We start from the raw sequence: 15,294 nt of genomic DNA on the forward strand, positions 1-15,294 counted from the left end.
CACGAGAGGACCCCGCAGTGGACTTCACGCTCACCGAGGCCCAGCAGGATCTGGCCGGTCTCACCCGCAGCATCGTCACCGAGATCGCCACCAACGAGCACCTCCGCGAACTCGACGCCGCCGAGGACCGGATCGACCATGCACTCTGGGACGCACTCGCGTCGTCCGGTGTGCTGGGCGCCGCGCTCCCCGAGTCGATCGGCGGCGACGGCTTCGGCCCGCTCGAGCAGATCAGCATCTGCGCTGAGCTCGGCCGCGGTGTCGCGGCCGTTCCCTTCCTGACCTCCGTCGTCGCGTCCGCGACCGCGTTGGCCGAATTCGGTACCGCCGCGCAGCGCACCGCCTGGGGCGAACCGGCGGCGACCGGCGAGAAGATCCTCTCCGCCGCGCTGACCGAGGAACTGAACGAGGACCCGACCACGCCCACCACACGCGCCGAGAGCGACGGCAACGGCTGGATCCTCGACGGCACCAAGATCGTCGTCGACGCGGCACCGATCGCCGACGTGTTCCTGGTCCCCGCCTCCACCGGGTCCGGTGTCGTGGTGCTGCTCGTCGACGCGGACGCACCCGGCGTGACCGTCAACCGGCAATCCACCACAGATTTCGGAAGCGCCGGAATCGTCGAGCTCGACCGCGTGCGCGTCGGCGGGGACCGAGTTCTCGGCACCGACGGCGTGGCGGTCGCGACCTGGTTGCGCGACCGGACACTGCTCGGGTCCGCCGCCTACCAGTTCGGCGTCCTCGAACGCGCCCTCGAACTCACCGCCGAGTACGGTCGCGAGCGCGTCCAGTTCGACCGTCCGATCGGCAGTTTCCAGGCTGTCGCCCAGCGCCTCGCGGACGGCTACATCGACGTCAAGGCCGTTCGGCTGACCCTGTGGCAGGCCGCATTCCGGATCGCGGCGGGGTTGCCGGACACCGGTGAGCTGCGTACCGCGGCGTTCTGGGCCGCCGACGCCGGCCACCGCGTCGCCCACACCGCCGTGCACGTGCACGGGGGCGTCGGGCTCGACGAGGACCACCCCGTCCACCGCTACTTCCTCGCCGCCAAGCACCACGAGTTCCTGCTCGGTTCGGCGACGACGCAGCTGCGTTCGCTCGGCGCCGCCCTCGCCTCGGCACCCGCCTGATCCGGTCCCGCTCGTCGAGATGTCACCTGTACTCCGGCTCCGGCCTGCCCCGAGGATGAACCCATGACGGAAACACCCACGGTGACGGCACTGCTCACCGCGATGTCCGAGGTCGATGACCGGGGGCTGCGTTTCGAGGACCTGTCCTTGTCGTGGCGCGAGCACGTGCAGCTCGGCCACGACCGGGCCGCGCTGCTGCGTACGCTGCTCGATCCGGACCGGCCGCGGCACTTCGGGATCCTCATGGACAACGTCCCGGAGTTCTCGCTGCTGCTCGGCGGCGCCGCATTCTCCGGATCCGTCGTGGTGGGACTGAACACGACGCGGCGCGGCGACGCCCTCGCCCGCGACATCGCGCTCGCCGACTGCCAGGTGGTGTTCACCGAACGGACGCATTCGCACCTGCTCGAGGGGCTCGATCTCGGCGACGTCCGGATCATCGACGTGGATTCCCCCGACTGGACCGACCTTCTGGCACCACACCGTGATTCGAGTCCCGACATCGCGTCGGTCTCGCCCGACGATCTGTTCATGCTGATCTTCACGTCCGGCACGAGCGGTGACCCGAAGGCCGTGCGGTGCACCCATGCGAAGATCACGGCCCCGGGCCGGATGCTCGCGGAGCGGTTCGGGCTCGGCGCCGACGACGTGGTGTACCTGTCGATGCCGTTGTTCCACTCGAACGCCATGATGGCGGGCTGGGCGGTCGCGCTCGCCGGTGGGTGCGCCGTGGCCCTGCGTCGACGGTTCTCCGCGTCCGGTTTCCTGCCGGATCTCAGGAAGTTCGGTGTCACCTACGCCAACTACGTGGGCAAACCGCTCTCGTACATCGTCGCGACACCCGAGACACCGCTCGATTCCGACAACCGGTTGCGGATCATGTACGGCAACGAGGGCACCGCGCCTGCGATCGCCGAGTTCCACCGCCGGTTCGACGCGGTCGTCGTCGACGGGTTCGGTTCGACCGAGGGCGGGATCTCGATTCCCGCGACCCCCGGCGCTCCGGCCGGGTCGCTCGGCAGACTGCCCGACGACATCCACATCCTGCACCCGGAGACCGGAACTCCTTGCCCTCCTGCCGAGTTCGACGATCTCGGCCGAATCGTCAACGCCGACGAGGCCACCGGCGAGCTGGTCAACGTCCGCGGGGCCGGACAGTTCGCCGGGTACTACAACAATCCCGAGGCCGACTCCGAACGTGTCCGGGACGGTCGTTACCACAGCGGCGACCTCGGCTTCCGCGACGCCGAGGGCTTCGTGTACTTCGCAGGCCGCAGTTCGGGCTGGTTGCGGGTGGACGGTGAGAACATCGGTGCGGCCCCCATCGAACGGGTTCTGCTGCGCTATCCCGGGTTCGCGCAGGCATCGGTGTACGCGGTGCCCGACCGATACGTGGGCGACCGGGTGATGGCCGCGGTCATCCCCACCGCGGACGGTCCGTTCGACCCGGTGGCGTTCGCGCGGTTCCTCGACTCGCAGCCCGATCTCGGTCCCAAACAGTTGCCGACGCTGATCCGCGTCTGCGCCGACTTCCCCCGGACCGCGACGTTCAAGGTGCTCACCCGATCGCTGAGCGCCGAGCGCTGGCACTGCGCCGACCCGGTGTGGCTGCGCGAGCGCGGTGACGACGAATTTCAATTGCTGACAGAGGAACTGGCGGTATCGCTCGAATCGGACACCACCCCGGCCGGGTAGGCAGCCGACTTCTGCAATCCCCTGCCGCTCCACATACCCTGGAAATGTTCGGGTGACGTGCACGCCGGCGGCGTACACGGACCGTCCTCGCGTCCCGGCGATGGGCGGCATCGGTCGATCAACGCCCTGGGCGTCGGACAGGTACTCGGTACCTGACCCGACGCCCAGTCGCCGCCGATGCAGCCGTCGCTGTTCGGGATACGGAACGGGTGCTTCCCCGCGCCGCACCGGCAGGATCAGGCGTTCGCAGCCTCGTTGAACTCTTCGAGGGTGCCCGTCGCGTCGAGGTACTCCTGCACCCACCGCTCGATGACCGCGGCGGACTTCTCGACCTTGGTGAGCTGACCCACGACCTGGCCGACAGGGTTGAACGCAACGTCGACGGTCTCGTCCGGGTACTTGTGGGTCGCGGCGACCGCCATACCGGACACCATGTACTGCAACGGCATTCCCAGCGGCTCGGGATTTCCTTCCTTCTCCCACGCCTCGGTCCAGTCGTTGCGCAGCATGCGGCACGGCTTGCCGGTGAACGAACGGCTGCGGACGGTGTCGCGACTGGTGGCCTTCGCGTAGGCCGCCTGCTGGACGGCGGTGTTCTCCGCCTCCTCGACCATCAGCCACTGCGAGCCGGACCACGCGCCCTGAGCGCCCAGCGCGAGTGCGGCGGCGATCTGCTGGCCGCTGCCGATACCACCCGCGGCGAGGACCGGGATCGGCGCGACCTCCTTGACGACCTGCGGCCACAGAACGATCGAACCCACCTCACCGCAGTGGCCGCCGCCCTCGCCGCCCTGCGCGATGATGATGTCGACGCCGGCGTCGGCGTGCTTACGGGCCTGCGCGGGCGAACCGCACAGCGCGGCGACCTTGCGGCCCGCATCGTGGATGTGGGCGATCATGTCCGCCGGCGGAGTGCCCAGCGCGTTGGCGATGAGTGTGACCTTCGGATGCTGCAACGCGATCTCGACCTGAGGGGTCGCGGTCGCCTCGGTCCATCCCAGAAGCTGCAACGCGTTATCGTCGCCCTCGGGCAGTGGCACGCCGTGGTCGGTGAGGATCTTGCGCCCGAAATCGAGGGTTTCCTGCGGCACCATCGACTGCAGCATCTTCGTGAGCTCTTCGGCGGACAGGTTGGAGTCCATGCCCTCGTACTTGTTCGGGATCACGATGTCGACACCGTACGGATGGTCGCCGATGTGCTCGTCGATCCAGTTCAGCTCCACTTCGAGCTGTTCGGGCGTGAACCCGACGGCGCCGAGGACGCCGAAACCACCGGCCTTGGAGACGGCCACGACGACATCGCGGCAGTGGGTGAACGCGAAGATGGGGAACTCGATTCCGAGTTCGTCGCAGAGCGGGGTGTGCATTCGGCACTCCTTCGAGGACGCGAGTCGCATACTGGAACGTGTTCTACTCTAGTTGCGCGCCGACGAAATAGGGAGACCCCGCACCACCGGGTGGTGGGAACCTTCAGCCGGTCAGGCCGAATGCTGGTTCCCCTCACCCGGGAGCGGGGGCCGATGGTGGTCCGGGAATCAGATCGTGCCGGCGTCCCTCAGGGCCGCCCGCTGCTGCTCCGTGAGGCCGAGCAGGTCACCCCACACCGCCGCGTTGTCGTAACCGGCGACCGGCGCACCGGCACGACGCACGGCGCCGGGGGTTCCGGCGAGCACCGGGACGACGCCGGGCCCGAGAATCTCCGCTCCCGTTCGCTCGTCGTGATGCTCGACGAGCATGCCGCGCGCACGGAACTGTTCGTCCGCGGCGACCTCCGCGACGGTGTTGACCGGTCCGGCAACCACACCGGCGGCGGCGAGATGTTCGAGCAGATCGGCGAGCTTCCACCGGGCCGCCCACGCACCGATGAGATCGTCCAGCTCGTCCTGGTGGACGCCACGCGCCAGGTGATCGGCGAAGCGCACGTCGTCGGCCAGTTCGGGCCGGTCCATCGCGACGCACAGCCGGCGGAACACGGTGTCCTGGTTGGCGGCGATGACGATCCACATGTCGTCGCCGGTCCGGTACAGGTTCGACGGGGCGATACCCTCGAGCCGGGTCCCCGACGGTCCGCGCACCACCCCGGCGGCGTCGTAGTCGGGGATCACCGATTCCTGGATGGCCAGGCAGGACTCGGTGAGCGCCACGTCGACGACCTGCCCCCGTCCGGTGCGTTCGCGGGAGACGAGCGCCGCGAGGATGCCCTGGACCGCAAACATCCCGGCGAGGGAATCCCCGAGGGACAGCGCCAGCCGCGGCGGGGCCTGCCCCGGATAGCCGTTGAGGTGCCGCAAGCCGGATTCCGCCTCGGCCACCGAGGCGTAGCCGGCCTGCCCCGCCTTGGGACCGGTCTGCCCGTAACCGGACACACGGGCCAGCACGAGCCCCGGGTTGATCTCGGACAGCACGTCGTATCCGAGACCCCATTTCTCGAGGGTGCCGGGACGGAAGTTCTCTACGATGACGTCCGATTCGGCGACCAGCCGCCGGAACAGGTCCTGCCCGGCGGGCGACCGCAGGTCCAGAGTCACACAGCGCTTGTTCCGGGCGTGGACGGTCCAGAAGAACCGGTGACCGTCCCGCTCGCCCTGCCCCCACGTGCGCAGGGGGTCGGGGCGGGCGGGATCCTCGATCTTGATGACATCGGCTCCCATGTCGCCGAGCAGCCGCCCGGCGAACGGGCCGGCGATCAGAGTGCCCAGTTCGAGTACCCTGATGCCGTCGAGCGCGCCCGTCGTCTGCGGCGCCGATTCGCTGTTTGCCGAGTCAAGCTGTGTCACTGCCGTTTTCCGTTCGTCTCGCGGGTCGATACCCCAGGTGGACCGTCTTCACCTCGACAAACGCCTCGAGACCGCTGCGGCCGATACCGCTGACCTCACGTCCGCCCCAGGGCAGGCTCGGGTCGGGGACGCCCCAGCCGTTGACCCACACGGTACCGACCCGCAGTTGCGGGATCACGCTGTGCACGCCCAGTTGCCGGCGTCGATGCGCCGGAACGCGGGGTGTGCGGCGGACCGCATGATCCGGTACGTCCACGTGTGCCGGTTGATTCCACGCGGTCGGTGAGCGCCGTCGCGGAATGCTGCTCGGCGTACAGACCGTAGGGGGCGCGCTGCGGCGAATTCTGCCCCCCACGGCAACGTCCCCTCGATCGCCTCGGTGCGGTGTTCGTTGCCGAACACGAGGTCCGACGAACCGGCCGTCACGTGAGGGCAACCATCTCGTGCAGCGTCGCGCCGTGCCGCTCGTGGGTCAGACCGTCGACGGTCACCGCCAGGTCGAAGTCGGAACGGAACCGGAAATATCCGGGCCGGCCGACGAACCGGTTGACGATCGGCTTGAGCAACGGACTCGCCGCCAGCGGGATGTCCTCGAGCAGGTTGTGTGCGTGCACGATCTCCCGCACGTTCAGTCTGACGTCGAGGACATCCGGAACACGGATGCGCAGCCACGTCGGATAGGTGCGGTCGGCGACCGAGTCGAACACGGTGGGCCCCTCGGTCATCTCGACCTCACCGTTGCTGACCACCACATTCCCGTTGTGTGCGATCATCACCGGCTGCGACCAGTGGTGCCCGTACTTCTTCTGGGTGTGGACCATCGCGTAGACCAGGGTGAAATCATCGGTGTACAACCGACCCCAGTACCACTTGTCGATGATCCGTTTCATGTCACCCACACCCCAGTTGTGGTCGTGATAGCCACGGCCCGCAACAGTGGTGGTCTCGCCGTCGATGGTCACGGTTCCCGCGACCTTCGCGCGCGGTGCGCCGACGACCCAGGCGAAGAACTCGCGATCGTTGTAGCTCGTCTGCCCGCGGCCCGGCATCCACGGCGGAACTTCGGCAGCGAACGTGAGGTCGAATCCGAGGTCGCCCTCGGCGACTTTCACCCGGTACACGGGCAGCCCGTCCTCTTCCCCGGTCAGCCGCGCGAAGTTCGTGCCCACCCGGACATCGCACCTGTCGGTGGCGACCGCGAGATCCGCATCGGTGAACTGTCGCACCACCTCCCGGCGCTTGCCGTCGGGGCTGTAGACGTGGATCTCCACGCCCGGCTTGCGGTGCACCAGTTCCCGGGTTTGGAGCATCGCCACGACGATGCGGCCGTCGTCGAGATGCGCGTCGAAGTACCAGTGTTCGAATGCGTGCTTGTCGGTCGACGGGTGCGCCCCGTTGTCACTCGGCGCGACGGTGGTGATCTCACCGTCGCGTCGACCCGGTCCGTTCCATGCCTCGACGATCTGCAGTGCGGCCACAGTGCCCCCTTCTCGATGATGATGTCCGCGACGCGATGTACTCGTACGTCAACGACGCAGTGCCCACGTGCGTCAACGACGCAGTGCGCTGCTGGCGTCGAATTGCGCTTCCCGCCCCTGCATCTGGGCGCGATACCAGTTCTCGCGATGGGTAATCATGACCTTCTCCTGTATCCGGGCGACGCCGGGCACGAAGCGGCGGGCGAGTTCCATCGCGGTGATGAGCGGGAACCGGGCGATCGGGATGATCATCCACGGCAGCACCTTCGGCATCGAGTACTTGCGCCGGGTGCCGGGTGCCATGTAGATCGCCGAGTACACCGAATTGATGCGGAAGTTGTAGGCCTCCCGCAGCCGGGTGAGACCACGGTGGCCGTCGCGGGGCGCGAACGCCTGCGGGTACGACTCGATGAGTTCCTTGCCGTGCCGGCCGGAATCGTGCGAGCGCGACACCACCGTCGTAGCCAGCGCCCGCAGACTGTCGCCGATCGTCTCCGGGTACCAGCGCAGCCGCACCCCGAGCAGGTAGCCCATGTACTTCTGGAAGTGGATGAGCGCCCGGATCTCCCGCGGGGTGGTCTGGTAGCCGAGCACCCACAGCGCCAGCCCGGGGGTGACGCTGCCCGCGATGAGCGTGAGCATCATGTAGGTCTGGCTGATCGGCAAACCCCACTTGGACCGGTCCCATTCGGGATGGCTCGCCACCCGCGACCGGACGGACACGTGCATCACACGTACCTTCAGCGCCGTGGCCCGGCCCTTCGATCCGGGAGTGAGCAGCGCACCGGGTTCGGAAACGTCCATCCAGAACCGGCAGGTCTCGAGAAAGCGGCGCAGCGCGTTGTCCCCGGCGTAGCCACCGGCGAGCGACAGCGGTGTCGCGACCGCCGCCTCGGTGTAGATCTCGAGCGTCTCGGCTCCGGCGAAGCTGAACAGCATCGTGCCCCAGCGTCGCCAGATCGCCGCTCCCTGCTCGACAAGTTCCGGCCGCACCCAATCGGGTACGGATTCGAATTCCTCGAACAGCGCGCGCATCGATGCGGGAGCGTCCGGCACCGCGTCGATACCGTCGGCGAGCGCGACGTCGAGCATCTCGCGAGCCCGTGTCGGTCCGGTCTCGCCGTGGTAGACGTCCTCGACGAATCGCTCGGCGATGGGGTCGCCGCTGTAGAGGTCGTTGCACAGGGCGCGGGCCTGCTCGTCGGTCGGCAGAATATCGAACCCGGTGAGCCTCAGAACGAGTCGGCGCACCCGCTGGACACGCTCGGTCGCAACGGAATCCCAGTAGGGGAACGCGGACGGGCAACGGTCCGTCCCATCGGGTGTCTCACGAGCGAGCGTGCCGGTCATGCCGGGGCCTCCTGGCTGCGATCGTCGAGAACGGTACGGCCGATCCAGCCGGCGAGGCGGGAGACGACATCGTCCAGCCCACCGGGCTGATCCACCGGAAGGTGGTCGAGGTCGCGCATCTCGATCAGTTCGGCGTCGTCCGGCAGCGCAGCGCGCATGAGTCGCGAGTCGCGGATCTGTGTCGTGGAAGTCATGTCACCGTCCGATATTTCAGCATCATGTCGTGGTCTTCGTGATCGAGGATGTGGCAGTGCCACACGTACCCCTGCAGCGTGCGCGTCCCCGGGTGATCGTGGTGAGTCGCCGTCCCGTGGCCGTCGATGCCCTGGATCAGGTCGGTGGTGAAGGTGGCATCGGGGTCGAAGCCGAGTTCTTCCGCCGTCGGAAATCGAATCACGATGCGGGTGACGGAGTTCGGATCACACACGACGGTGTCCTTGAAGCCGGTCTCCCACGGCTCGGGCCCTCGGAGCGGTTCGACGACGAACGGGTCCGGGTCCGGTGTCCATTTGATGCCGAGGGGCGGTTGCGGCTCACGTGCACACATCGCGAGGGTGTTGATCGCCTGCCGTCCGAGAATCCGGAACGTCACCAGGTGCAGGTGCACCGGATGCGGGTCCGCGGTCGCATTGACGATGTTCCACTGCTCGACGGTGCCCTGCCGCGGCATCTCGATGTCGTCGCTGTGGAATCGAAGGTTGTTGAGCGACATGATGGACGGCGGCAGGCGCAGATCCGAGGGCTGACTGAGCGACACGTTCCGGACGACCTGCGGCGCCGGGACCGGTCCCATGGCGTGGGGTTGCCCCGTTCCACCGCGAAGGGTCGCGGGAACCGGGCCGGGGAACCCGCGCACCGCGCCGGCCCGGAAACGCAGGAACACTGGCATGCGCACGGCGCCGATCTGCGCGGCCTGGGGCGCGGCGTCCTCGGTGTTGCGGAGTTCGACGGTGGCGCCGGGATCGAGCAACGCGAAATCGACCAGCAGATCGGCACGTTCGCCGGGCGCGAGCCGGACCCGTGTGGTCGTGGCCGGCGCGTCGAGCAGTCCGCCTTCCATACCGACGACCCAGAACACCATGCCGTTGGAGAAGCTCAGGTCCCACACGCTGAACGAGGCGGCGTTGAGCAGCCGCAGCCGATAGAGCCCACGCGCAACGCGGGTCTCGGGCCAGATCTTGCCGTTGACGACACCGACGTCGCCGACCGCCCCACCTTCCCAGCGGCCCTGTGGCACGGCCGGTGTGGAGCGGATCGATTGCGAGCCGTCACTGTTCACGATCTTCTCCTGCAGCACCAGCGGCAGGTCGAACTCACCGGAGGGCAAGCCGAGGGGGTTGCCTGCCTCGCCGGTATCGAACTCGTCGCGCAACTCGTAGATCCCGGCGAGTCCGGCGTAGACGTTGAGGCGGGTGATCGCCATCGCGTGGTCGTGGTACCACAGCATCCCGGCTTCCTGACGGTTCGGGAAGCGGTAGGTCATTCCCTGACCGGGCCGGGAGATCAGCTCCGGATGGCCGTCGGAGGCGGGTGGGGTCACTCCGCCGTGCAGGTGCAGCGACATCGGGATCTCGACACGGTCGCGTTCGCTGAGACCGTGCAGCGAGGTGTCGATGTCCGGCGCGAAAGGATGGGCACCCGAGCGGTTTCGGAAGCGGATCTCGGTCGGCTGACCGCGGTGCGCGGTGATGACGGGGTCCAGGTAGCCGTCACCGTAGGCGAGAGTCGCGCCGGGCGGAAGGTCGCGGTGGAAGCTGTGGGAGGAACTGACGGCGTCGATCGCGATGCGCGAACCGGAAACCCGATCGAGCATCGGCAGTTCGTCGACGAAGGGTGCGAGTGTCGGCGAGCGGAACAGGAGCGGCCGGCCGATGTCGGGGCCGTCGGCCAGGGCACGACCGGCGAGGAGCCCGGTCGCACCGGCCCCTGCCCCCACGGCGATTCCCGTGAGAAGTGTTCTACGACTGATGTTTCGCATCGAGAAAGCTTCCATGATGAGCCCTGCGCGGACGAGGAGGAAGAACAGCCGATCGTGATCCGAGCCACACAGTACCATAGGGTATGGTTCAGTCAAGACGGCCGCGACCAGGCGCGACGAGGTCGATCCCGAATCCCTCCAGGAGAGATCCGGTGCGCCACCACGACGACCGAAGGTGAACTGCGCGAGTAGTTTTCGAATCGTCCCCGCTCGCCGTCGTCGCAACGGCCGTGTGCTTTCCCCGCCGGCGCCGGCGCGGCACCCACGACGGAATCGGTGGTTCCCGCCACCGGGCATCCCCGGCCGGGACGACGGTGGTCACACGGCAGGATCACGATCCGGGCGACTGCGCCGGGCCCTTCGCCCTCCCCACGACCCTCTGGTGCGCGGTCTCACGCTCGACGCGGTCCGGGACGGCACCGTGTAGGCTCGGCGCGGTCGAGGACAGACGAAGGAGTGGTGGACGTGGCGCGCCAACCGTCGGAGACCGAGCGTTCGGCCGAACGACGCCGGCGGCTCTCGCTCGAGGACTGGACCGAGGCCGGTCTGCACGTGCTTGTCACCGAAGGCCTTGCCGCCGTGAAGATCTCCCGCCTCTGCAAAGATCTCGGTGTCACCAAGGGCAGTTTCTACTGGCATTTCGACGACATCGACCAGCTGATGAAGGGCATCGCGACGCGCTACGCGTCCCAGGACAACGACGCCGCCCGCGGCCTGACCAGCCTCGAGGAGCTGCCGGTCCGCGAACGGCTGGCACGGATGGGCACCATGCTCGTCGACGACCGTGCGTGGGCCGCGGAAGCAGCGGTCCGCGAATGGGCCCGCAGCGATCCGAAGATCGCCGAATCCGTGCGCGCCCTCGATCAGCGGATCATGACCGTGGTGCAGAACGCGTTCCGCGAACTGGGTTTCGACGAACGCGGCGCCCGTGTCCGCGCCGGAACCCTCGTCTACGCGGGCATCGGATTCGTCTACGGCCGGGACAGCCTCCCCACGCCCACCGTCGACGAGATCCAGGAACTCCTCGCCGTCCTCACCGCCCGCTGACGTTCACACGAGCAGAGACACGGACCGGAGGCGCCGGCTCCGGGTGGGCAGAAACGGCAAGTGCCCGGGACGGATTTCCCGTCCCGGGCACTTCACCGTCCCCCGAGTCCCTACCGCGCCGCGTCGAGGCGGTCGACGGTCCTGTCGTATTCGTCCACGAGTTCTGCGATGATCTCGGCGACGGGCCGGATCTCGTTCATACGACCGACGATCTGACCCGCCGGCATCGCGACGACCTCGGGGTCGCTGCCCGCCGAGATCCGCTGATGCGCTTCGCTGACGAGGATGTTCTGCAGGGGCATCGGCAGCGGTGCCGGTGCATCCGGCTTCGCCCACGCGTCGGTCCACTTCGTCTTGAGCAGCCGGGCGGGCTTACCCGAGTAGATCCGCGAGCGCACCGTGTCCGCGGAGGTCGCGCCGAGCAGCGCCCGCTGGATCGCGGTGGGTCCCTTGTCCGCGCCACCGAGCTTGTACTCGGAGGTGGTGAGCCAGTAGGACCCCATCCATACGCCGGACGCCCCCAGCGCCAGCGCCGCCGCGACCTGACGGCCGGACCCGATACCACCGGCCGCGAGAACCGACGCGGAATCACCCAGCGCGTCGACGATTTCGGGCCACAACACCATCGAGGCGATCTCGCCGGTGTGACCGCCGGCTTCGTATCCCTGCGCGATGACGATGTCGACGCCGTTCTCGACGTGGCGCTTCGCGTGGTCGACGGCGCCGGCGAGCGCCGCGACCGGCACACCGTGTTCGTGCGCGAGGTCGATGACGTCCTTCGGCGGGGAACCGAGCGCGTTGGCGATCAGCGCCGGCCGGTGCGCGAGGGCGACGTCGACGTGCGAGCGAGCCACCGAATGCAACCACCCCAGGACACCGGTGGCGCGTTCTGCGTCGTCTCCGAGCGGGGGCACACCCAGTTCCGTGAGGGTCCGGTCCACGAATGCACGGTGCTCGGCCGGGATGAGCTTGTCGAGATCGACCGCAGCGCCCTCGGTCGGGACCTTCGCGGGCATCACGATGTCGACGCCGTACGGCTTGCCGTCGGTGTTCTCGTCCATCCATGTGAGCGTGTCGTCGAGCTCGTCCGGATCGTTGAACCGCACGCATCCGAGCACGCCGAGGCCCCCGGCCCGGCTGATGGCCGCGGCCACGTGCTCGGAGGGGGTGAACCCGAAGATCGGGTAGTCGATTCCGAACTTCTTGCTGAGATCGGTGTGCATCGCCGGTACCCCTCTACCCGGCCGCGACGGCGGAGCCGTTGACGTAGTCGTCGTCCGCCGGACGCGACTCGGTCTGCTCGTGGGCCCACCGGTAGTCGGGCTTGCCCGCCGGGGAACGCTTGATCTCGTCGACGTACCAGACACTGCGCGGCACCTTGTATCCGGCGATCAGCGTGCGGCAGGCGTCCGCGAGCGACTTTGCGGACGGACGCTCACCGTCGCGGGCCGCGATGACCGCGGCGACACGCTGGCCCCAGCGTTCGTCGGGAACACCGACGACGAGGACGTCGAACACGTCCGGATGCGACTTGAGCGCGGCCTCGACTTCCTCGGGGTAGATCTTCTCGCCGCCGCTGTTGATGGAGACCGAACCGCGGCCGAGCATCGTGACGCTGCCGTCCTCCTCGACCTGTGCGTAGTCCCCGGGGATCGAGTATCGGACACCGTTGATCTCGCGGAAGGTGGCCGCGGTCTTGGCTTCGTCCTTGTAGTAGCCGATCGGGATGTGGCCGCTGCGGGCGATCTGGCCGATCTTGCCGGAGCCCGGTTCGACCGGGTTGCCGTCGTCGTCGAGCACCGAGGTGGAAGCGTCGATCTTCACGGTGGGGGCACCGACGTGCGACTGCCCCTTGGTGACGAATCCGATTCCACCGAAGCCTGTTTCGGAGGAACCGATGGAGTCGGAGATCACCCGGTTCGGGAGCAGGTCGAGGAACTTGTCCTTGAGCGCCGGCGAGAACAGCGCCGCGCTCGAACCGATGAAGAACAGGCTCGAAAGATCGTAGGGCTGTCCGGTTTCCGGGTTTCCCTCGTCGAGAGCGTCGAGCATCGGCTGCGCCATCGCGTCGCCGGTGATGAAGATGAGGTTGACCTTGTGCGCGTCGATGGTCTGCCACACGGCGTGGCCGCTGAACTCGGCGAGCAGGACGGCCTTGCCGCCGCCGAACAGCGCCTGCAGCGTCGCCCACTGCGCTCCGCCGTGGATCATCGGCGGGATGGGCAGACGCACCAGGCCGGCGTTCTCGGCGCCCTGCTTCGCGAGGTCCCACTCGTCGGCGACATATTCGCCGGTCGCGAAGTTGATGCCGCCGCCGAGGACACGCCAGACGTCCTCGTGGCGCCACATGACACCCTTCGGCGCCCCCGTGGTGCCGCCGGTGTAGAGCATGTACAGGTCGTCGGCGCTGCGCTCACCGAAGTCGCGCTCGGGCGAACTCTGTGCCAACGCGGCCTCGTACTCGACGCCGCCGGAGGCCGTGAAGTCGAGATCGGTGCCGTCCTCGACCACGAGGACCGTCTTCAGCTGCGGCACGGACGGCAGCACATTGGCGACCTTGTCGGAATAGCGACGCTCGTGCACCAGCGCCACCATGTCGGAGTTGTCGAAGATGTACTGCAACTCGTTCTCGACGTACCGGTAGTTCACGTTGACCATGACGGCGCGGATCTTGAACACCGCCACCATCGCCTCGATCGCCTCGATGGTGTTGCGCGAGTAGATACCCACCTTGTCGCCCGGCTTCACGCCGTGTTCCAGCAGGTAGTGACCGAGCCGGTTGGCTCGCTCCTCCAGTTGCGCGTAACTGATCTCGCGACCTTCCGCCGCGAGGGCGACACGGTCGGGCACGAGGTCGATTGCATGCTCTACGAGGTCTGCGATGTTAAGGGCCACGCCATCAAAGTAGAACGTGTTACCGTTTCTGACAAGAGCCGAATGAGATCCAGTTCACAACACCGCAGGAGTCCCCAGTGTCCACTACCGCGCCGTCCGGCCCCACCGAAACCTCGGACATTTCGGAACGCGCGCCGCACTGCCTCGTCGAGCAGCGCGGCCACGTGCTCATCGTGACGATGAACCGACCCGAGGCCCGCAACGCCCTGTCGGGCGAGATGATGGCCATCATGACCGAGGCGTGGGACCGGGTCGACAACGATCCCGAGATCCGGGTCGCGATCCTCACCGGCGCAGGGGGCGCGTTCTGCGCGGGCGCGGACCTCAAGGACATGAACAGGTCCGCACCCGGCGACAAGTTCGAAGGCGGCGGCTGGGACCTGTCCAAGCTGCCCGCCCTGCTCAAAGGCCGTCGCCTCACCAAGCCGCTCATCGCCGCCGTCGAGGGACCGGCGATCGCCGGCGGCACCGAAATCCTGCAGGGCACCGACATCCGAGTTGCGGGCGAGAACGCCAAGTTCGGTGTGTCCGAGGCGAAGTGGGCTCTGTTCCCCCTCGGCGGTTCGGCGGTTCGCCTCGTCCGTCAGATCCCCTACACGATCGCCGCGGAAATCCTCCTCACCGGCCGCCATCTGAAGGCGCCGGAGGCGAAGGAGATCGGTCTGATCGGGCACGTCGTCCCCGACGGCCAGGCCCTCGACAAAGCCCTCGAGATCGCCGAGACGATCGCCGCCAACGGCCCGCTCGCCGTCCAGGCCATCCTCAAGACCATCCGCGACACCGAAGGCATGCACGAGGAAGAGGCCTTCCGCATCGACGCCGAACTCGGCGCCGCGGTGTTCAAGAGCGCCGACGCGAAGGAAGGTCCTCGCGCCTTCGCCGAGAAGCGCGCACCGAAGTTCACCGGCGCCTGACCTCGCCCCCGCCCTCCCTACCACTCG

The 15,294-nt window shown here is 67.9% G+C and carries 13 protein-coding genes and 2 pseudogenes; 4 read left to right on the forward strand and 11 right to left on the reverse strand.

The window, feature by feature from the left end:
* Window positions 1-17 precede the first annotated feature (17 nt).
* Both A8G15_RS03360 and A8G15_RS03365 read left to right on the forward strand, forming a co-directional pair.
* The gene (locus tag A8G15_RS03360) at window positions 18-1,133 is read left to right on the forward strand and encodes an acyl-CoA dehydrogenase family protein (RefSeq protein WP_068155318.1); all 1,116 of its coding nucleotides are present in this window, start codon (window positions 18-20) and stop codon (window positions 1,131-1,133) included.
* 63 nt (window positions 1,134-1,196) lie between these two features.
* Window positions 1,197-2,828, forward strand: coding sequence for a long-chain-fatty-acid--CoA ligase (locus A8G15_RS03365; RefSeq protein WP_068155319.1), 1,632 nt, complete (start codon window positions 1,197-1,199; stop codon window positions 2,826-2,828).
* A 236-nt stretch (window positions 2,829-3,064) separates the two neighbouring features.
* Here the strand turns inward: A8G15_RS03365 and A8G15_RS03370 are convergent, their stop codons facing one another.
* The 9 genes and pseudogenes from A8G15_RS03370 to A8G15_RS03405 all read right to left on the reverse strand — a co-directional run bounded on the left by A8G15_RS03370 (window position 3,065) and on the right by A8G15_RS03405 (window position 10,411).
* The gene (locus A8G15_RS03370; RefSeq protein WP_068155321.1) at window positions 3,065-4,195 is read right to left on the reverse strand and encodes a nitronate monooxygenase; all 1,131 of its coding nucleotides are present in this window, start codon (window positions 4,193-4,195) and stop codon (window positions 3,065-3,067) included.
* 168 nt (window positions 4,196-4,363) lie between these two features.
* On the reverse strand, window positions 4,364-5,605 hold the full coding sequence (locus tag A8G15_RS03375; protein ID WP_068155323.1) for a CaiB/BaiF CoA transferase family protein: 1,242 nt from the start codon (window positions 5,603-5,605) through the stop codon (window positions 4,364-4,366).
* Window positions 5,592-5,792 (reverse strand): aldehyde dehydrogenase family protein, encoded by a 201-nt coding sequence (locus A8G15_RS03380; RefSeq protein WP_342671536.1) that lies wholly within the window; start codon window positions 5,790-5,792, stop codon window positions 5,592-5,594. The genes A8G15_RS03375 and A8G15_RS03380 overlap by 14 nt, the downstream gene beginning before the upstream one ends.
* A pseudogene (locus A8G15_RS31655) lies at window positions 5,701-5,931 on the reverse strand (hypothetical protein); the annotation flags it as partial. The gene A8G15_RS03380 and the pseudogene A8G15_RS31655, both read right to left, overlap by 92 nt.
* Window positions 5,864-6,031 (reverse strand): annotated as a pseudogene (locus A8G15_RS32435) (hypothetical protein); the annotation flags it as partial. The pseudogenes A8G15_RS32435 and A8G15_RS31655, both read right to left, overlap by 68 nt.
* A complete protein-coding gene (locus A8G15_RS03390) occupies window positions 6,028-7,083 on the reverse strand; it encodes a lipocalin-like domain-containing protein (protein WP_068155329.1) in 1,056 nt (351 codons plus the stop codon). The pseudogene A8G15_RS32435 and the gene A8G15_RS03390, both read right to left, overlap by 4 nt.
* Window positions 7,084-7,155: 72 nt before the next feature.
* Window positions 7,156-8,433: an oxygenase MpaB family protein gene (locus A8G15_RS03395; RefSeq protein ID WP_068155331.1), complete on the reverse strand. Its 1,278-nt coding sequence runs from the start codon at window positions 8,431-8,433 to the stop codon at window positions 7,156-7,158.
* Window positions 8,430-8,627 carry a hypothetical protein gene (locus A8G15_RS03400; RefSeq protein WP_068155333.1) on the reverse strand — a complete coding sequence of 66 codons (198 nt, stop codon included), beginning with the start codon at window positions 8,625-8,627 and terminating at the stop codon, window positions 8,430-8,432. Before A8G15_RS03400 ends, A8G15_RS03395 begins: the two co-directional genes overlap by 4 nt.
* Entirely contained in the window at window positions 8,624-10,411 is a 1,788-nt protein-coding gene (locus A8G15_RS03405) for a multicopper oxidase family protein (RefSeq protein ID WP_068155658.1), read from the reverse strand. Before A8G15_RS03405 ends, A8G15_RS03400 begins: the two co-directional genes overlap by 4 nt.
* Before the next feature lie 465 nt (window positions 10,412-10,876).
* On the opposite strand from A8G15_RS03405, the gene A8G15_RS03410 reads away from it, so the two are divergent.
* On the forward strand, window positions 10,877-11,458 hold the full coding sequence (locus A8G15_RS03410; protein ID WP_068155660.1) for a TetR/AcrR family transcriptional regulator: 582 nt from the start codon (window positions 10,877-10,879) through the stop codon (window positions 11,456-11,458).
* Window positions 11,459-11,568: 110 nt separating this feature from the next.
* Here the strand turns inward: A8G15_RS03410 and A8G15_RS03415 are convergent, their stop codons facing one another.
* Together A8G15_RS03415 and A8G15_RS03420 are read right to left on the reverse strand one after the other, a co-directional pair.
* A complete protein-coding gene (locus A8G15_RS03415) occupies window positions 11,569-12,681 on the reverse strand; it encodes an NAD(P)H-dependent flavin oxidoreductase (RefSeq protein WP_068155335.1) in 1,113 nt (370 codons plus the stop codon).
* 13 nt (window positions 12,682-12,694) lie between these two features.
* Complete coding sequence (locus A8G15_RS03420) at window positions 12,695-14,353, reverse strand: acyl-CoA synthetase (RefSeq protein WP_068155337.1); 1,659 nt, start codon at window positions 14,351-14,353, stop codon at window positions 12,695-12,697.
* 77 nt (window positions 14,354-14,430) lie between these two features.
* On the opposite strand from A8G15_RS03420, the gene A8G15_RS03425 reads away from it, so the two are divergent.
* Window positions 14,431-15,267 (forward strand): crotonase/enoyl-CoA hydratase family protein, encoded by an 837-nt coding sequence (locus A8G15_RS03425; RefSeq protein ID WP_068155339.1) that lies wholly within the window; start codon window positions 14,431-14,433, stop codon window positions 15,265-15,267.
* Window positions 15,268-15,294: the final 27 nt, after the last annotated feature.

This window comes from Rhodococcus phenolicus (assembly GCF_001646785.1).
Taxonomy (GTDB): domain Bacteria; phylum Actinomycetota; class Actinomycetes; order Mycobacteriales; family Mycobacteriaceae; genus Rhodococcus; species Rhodococcus phenolicus.

Bases quoted from the DNA above. Each gene is read 5' to 3' on its own strand.
- A8G15_RS03365 (WP_068155319.1), top strand. From the start codon at position 1,197: ATGACGGAAACACCCACGGTGACGGCACTGCTCACCGCGATGTCCGAG.
- A8G15_RS03370 (WP_068155321.1), bottom strand. From the start codon at position 4,195: ATGCACACCCCGCTCTGCGACGAACTCGGAATCGAGTTCCCCATCTTC.
- A8G15_RS03395 (WP_068155331.1), bottom strand. From the start codon at position 8,433: ATGACCGGCACGCTCGCTCGTGAGACACCCGATGGGACGGACCGTTGC.
- A8G15_RS03400 (WP_068155333.1), bottom strand. From the start codon at position 8,627: ATGACTTCCACGACACAGATCCGCGACTCGCGACTCATGCGCGCTGCG.
- A8G15_RS03405 (WP_068155658.1), bottom strand. From the start codon at position 10,411: ATGCGAAACATCAGTCGTAGAACACTTCTCACGGGAATCGCCGTGGGG.
- A8G15_RS03415 (WP_068155335.1), bottom strand. From the start codon at position 12,681: ATGCACACCGATCTCAGCAAGAAGTTCGGAATCGACTACCCGATCTTC.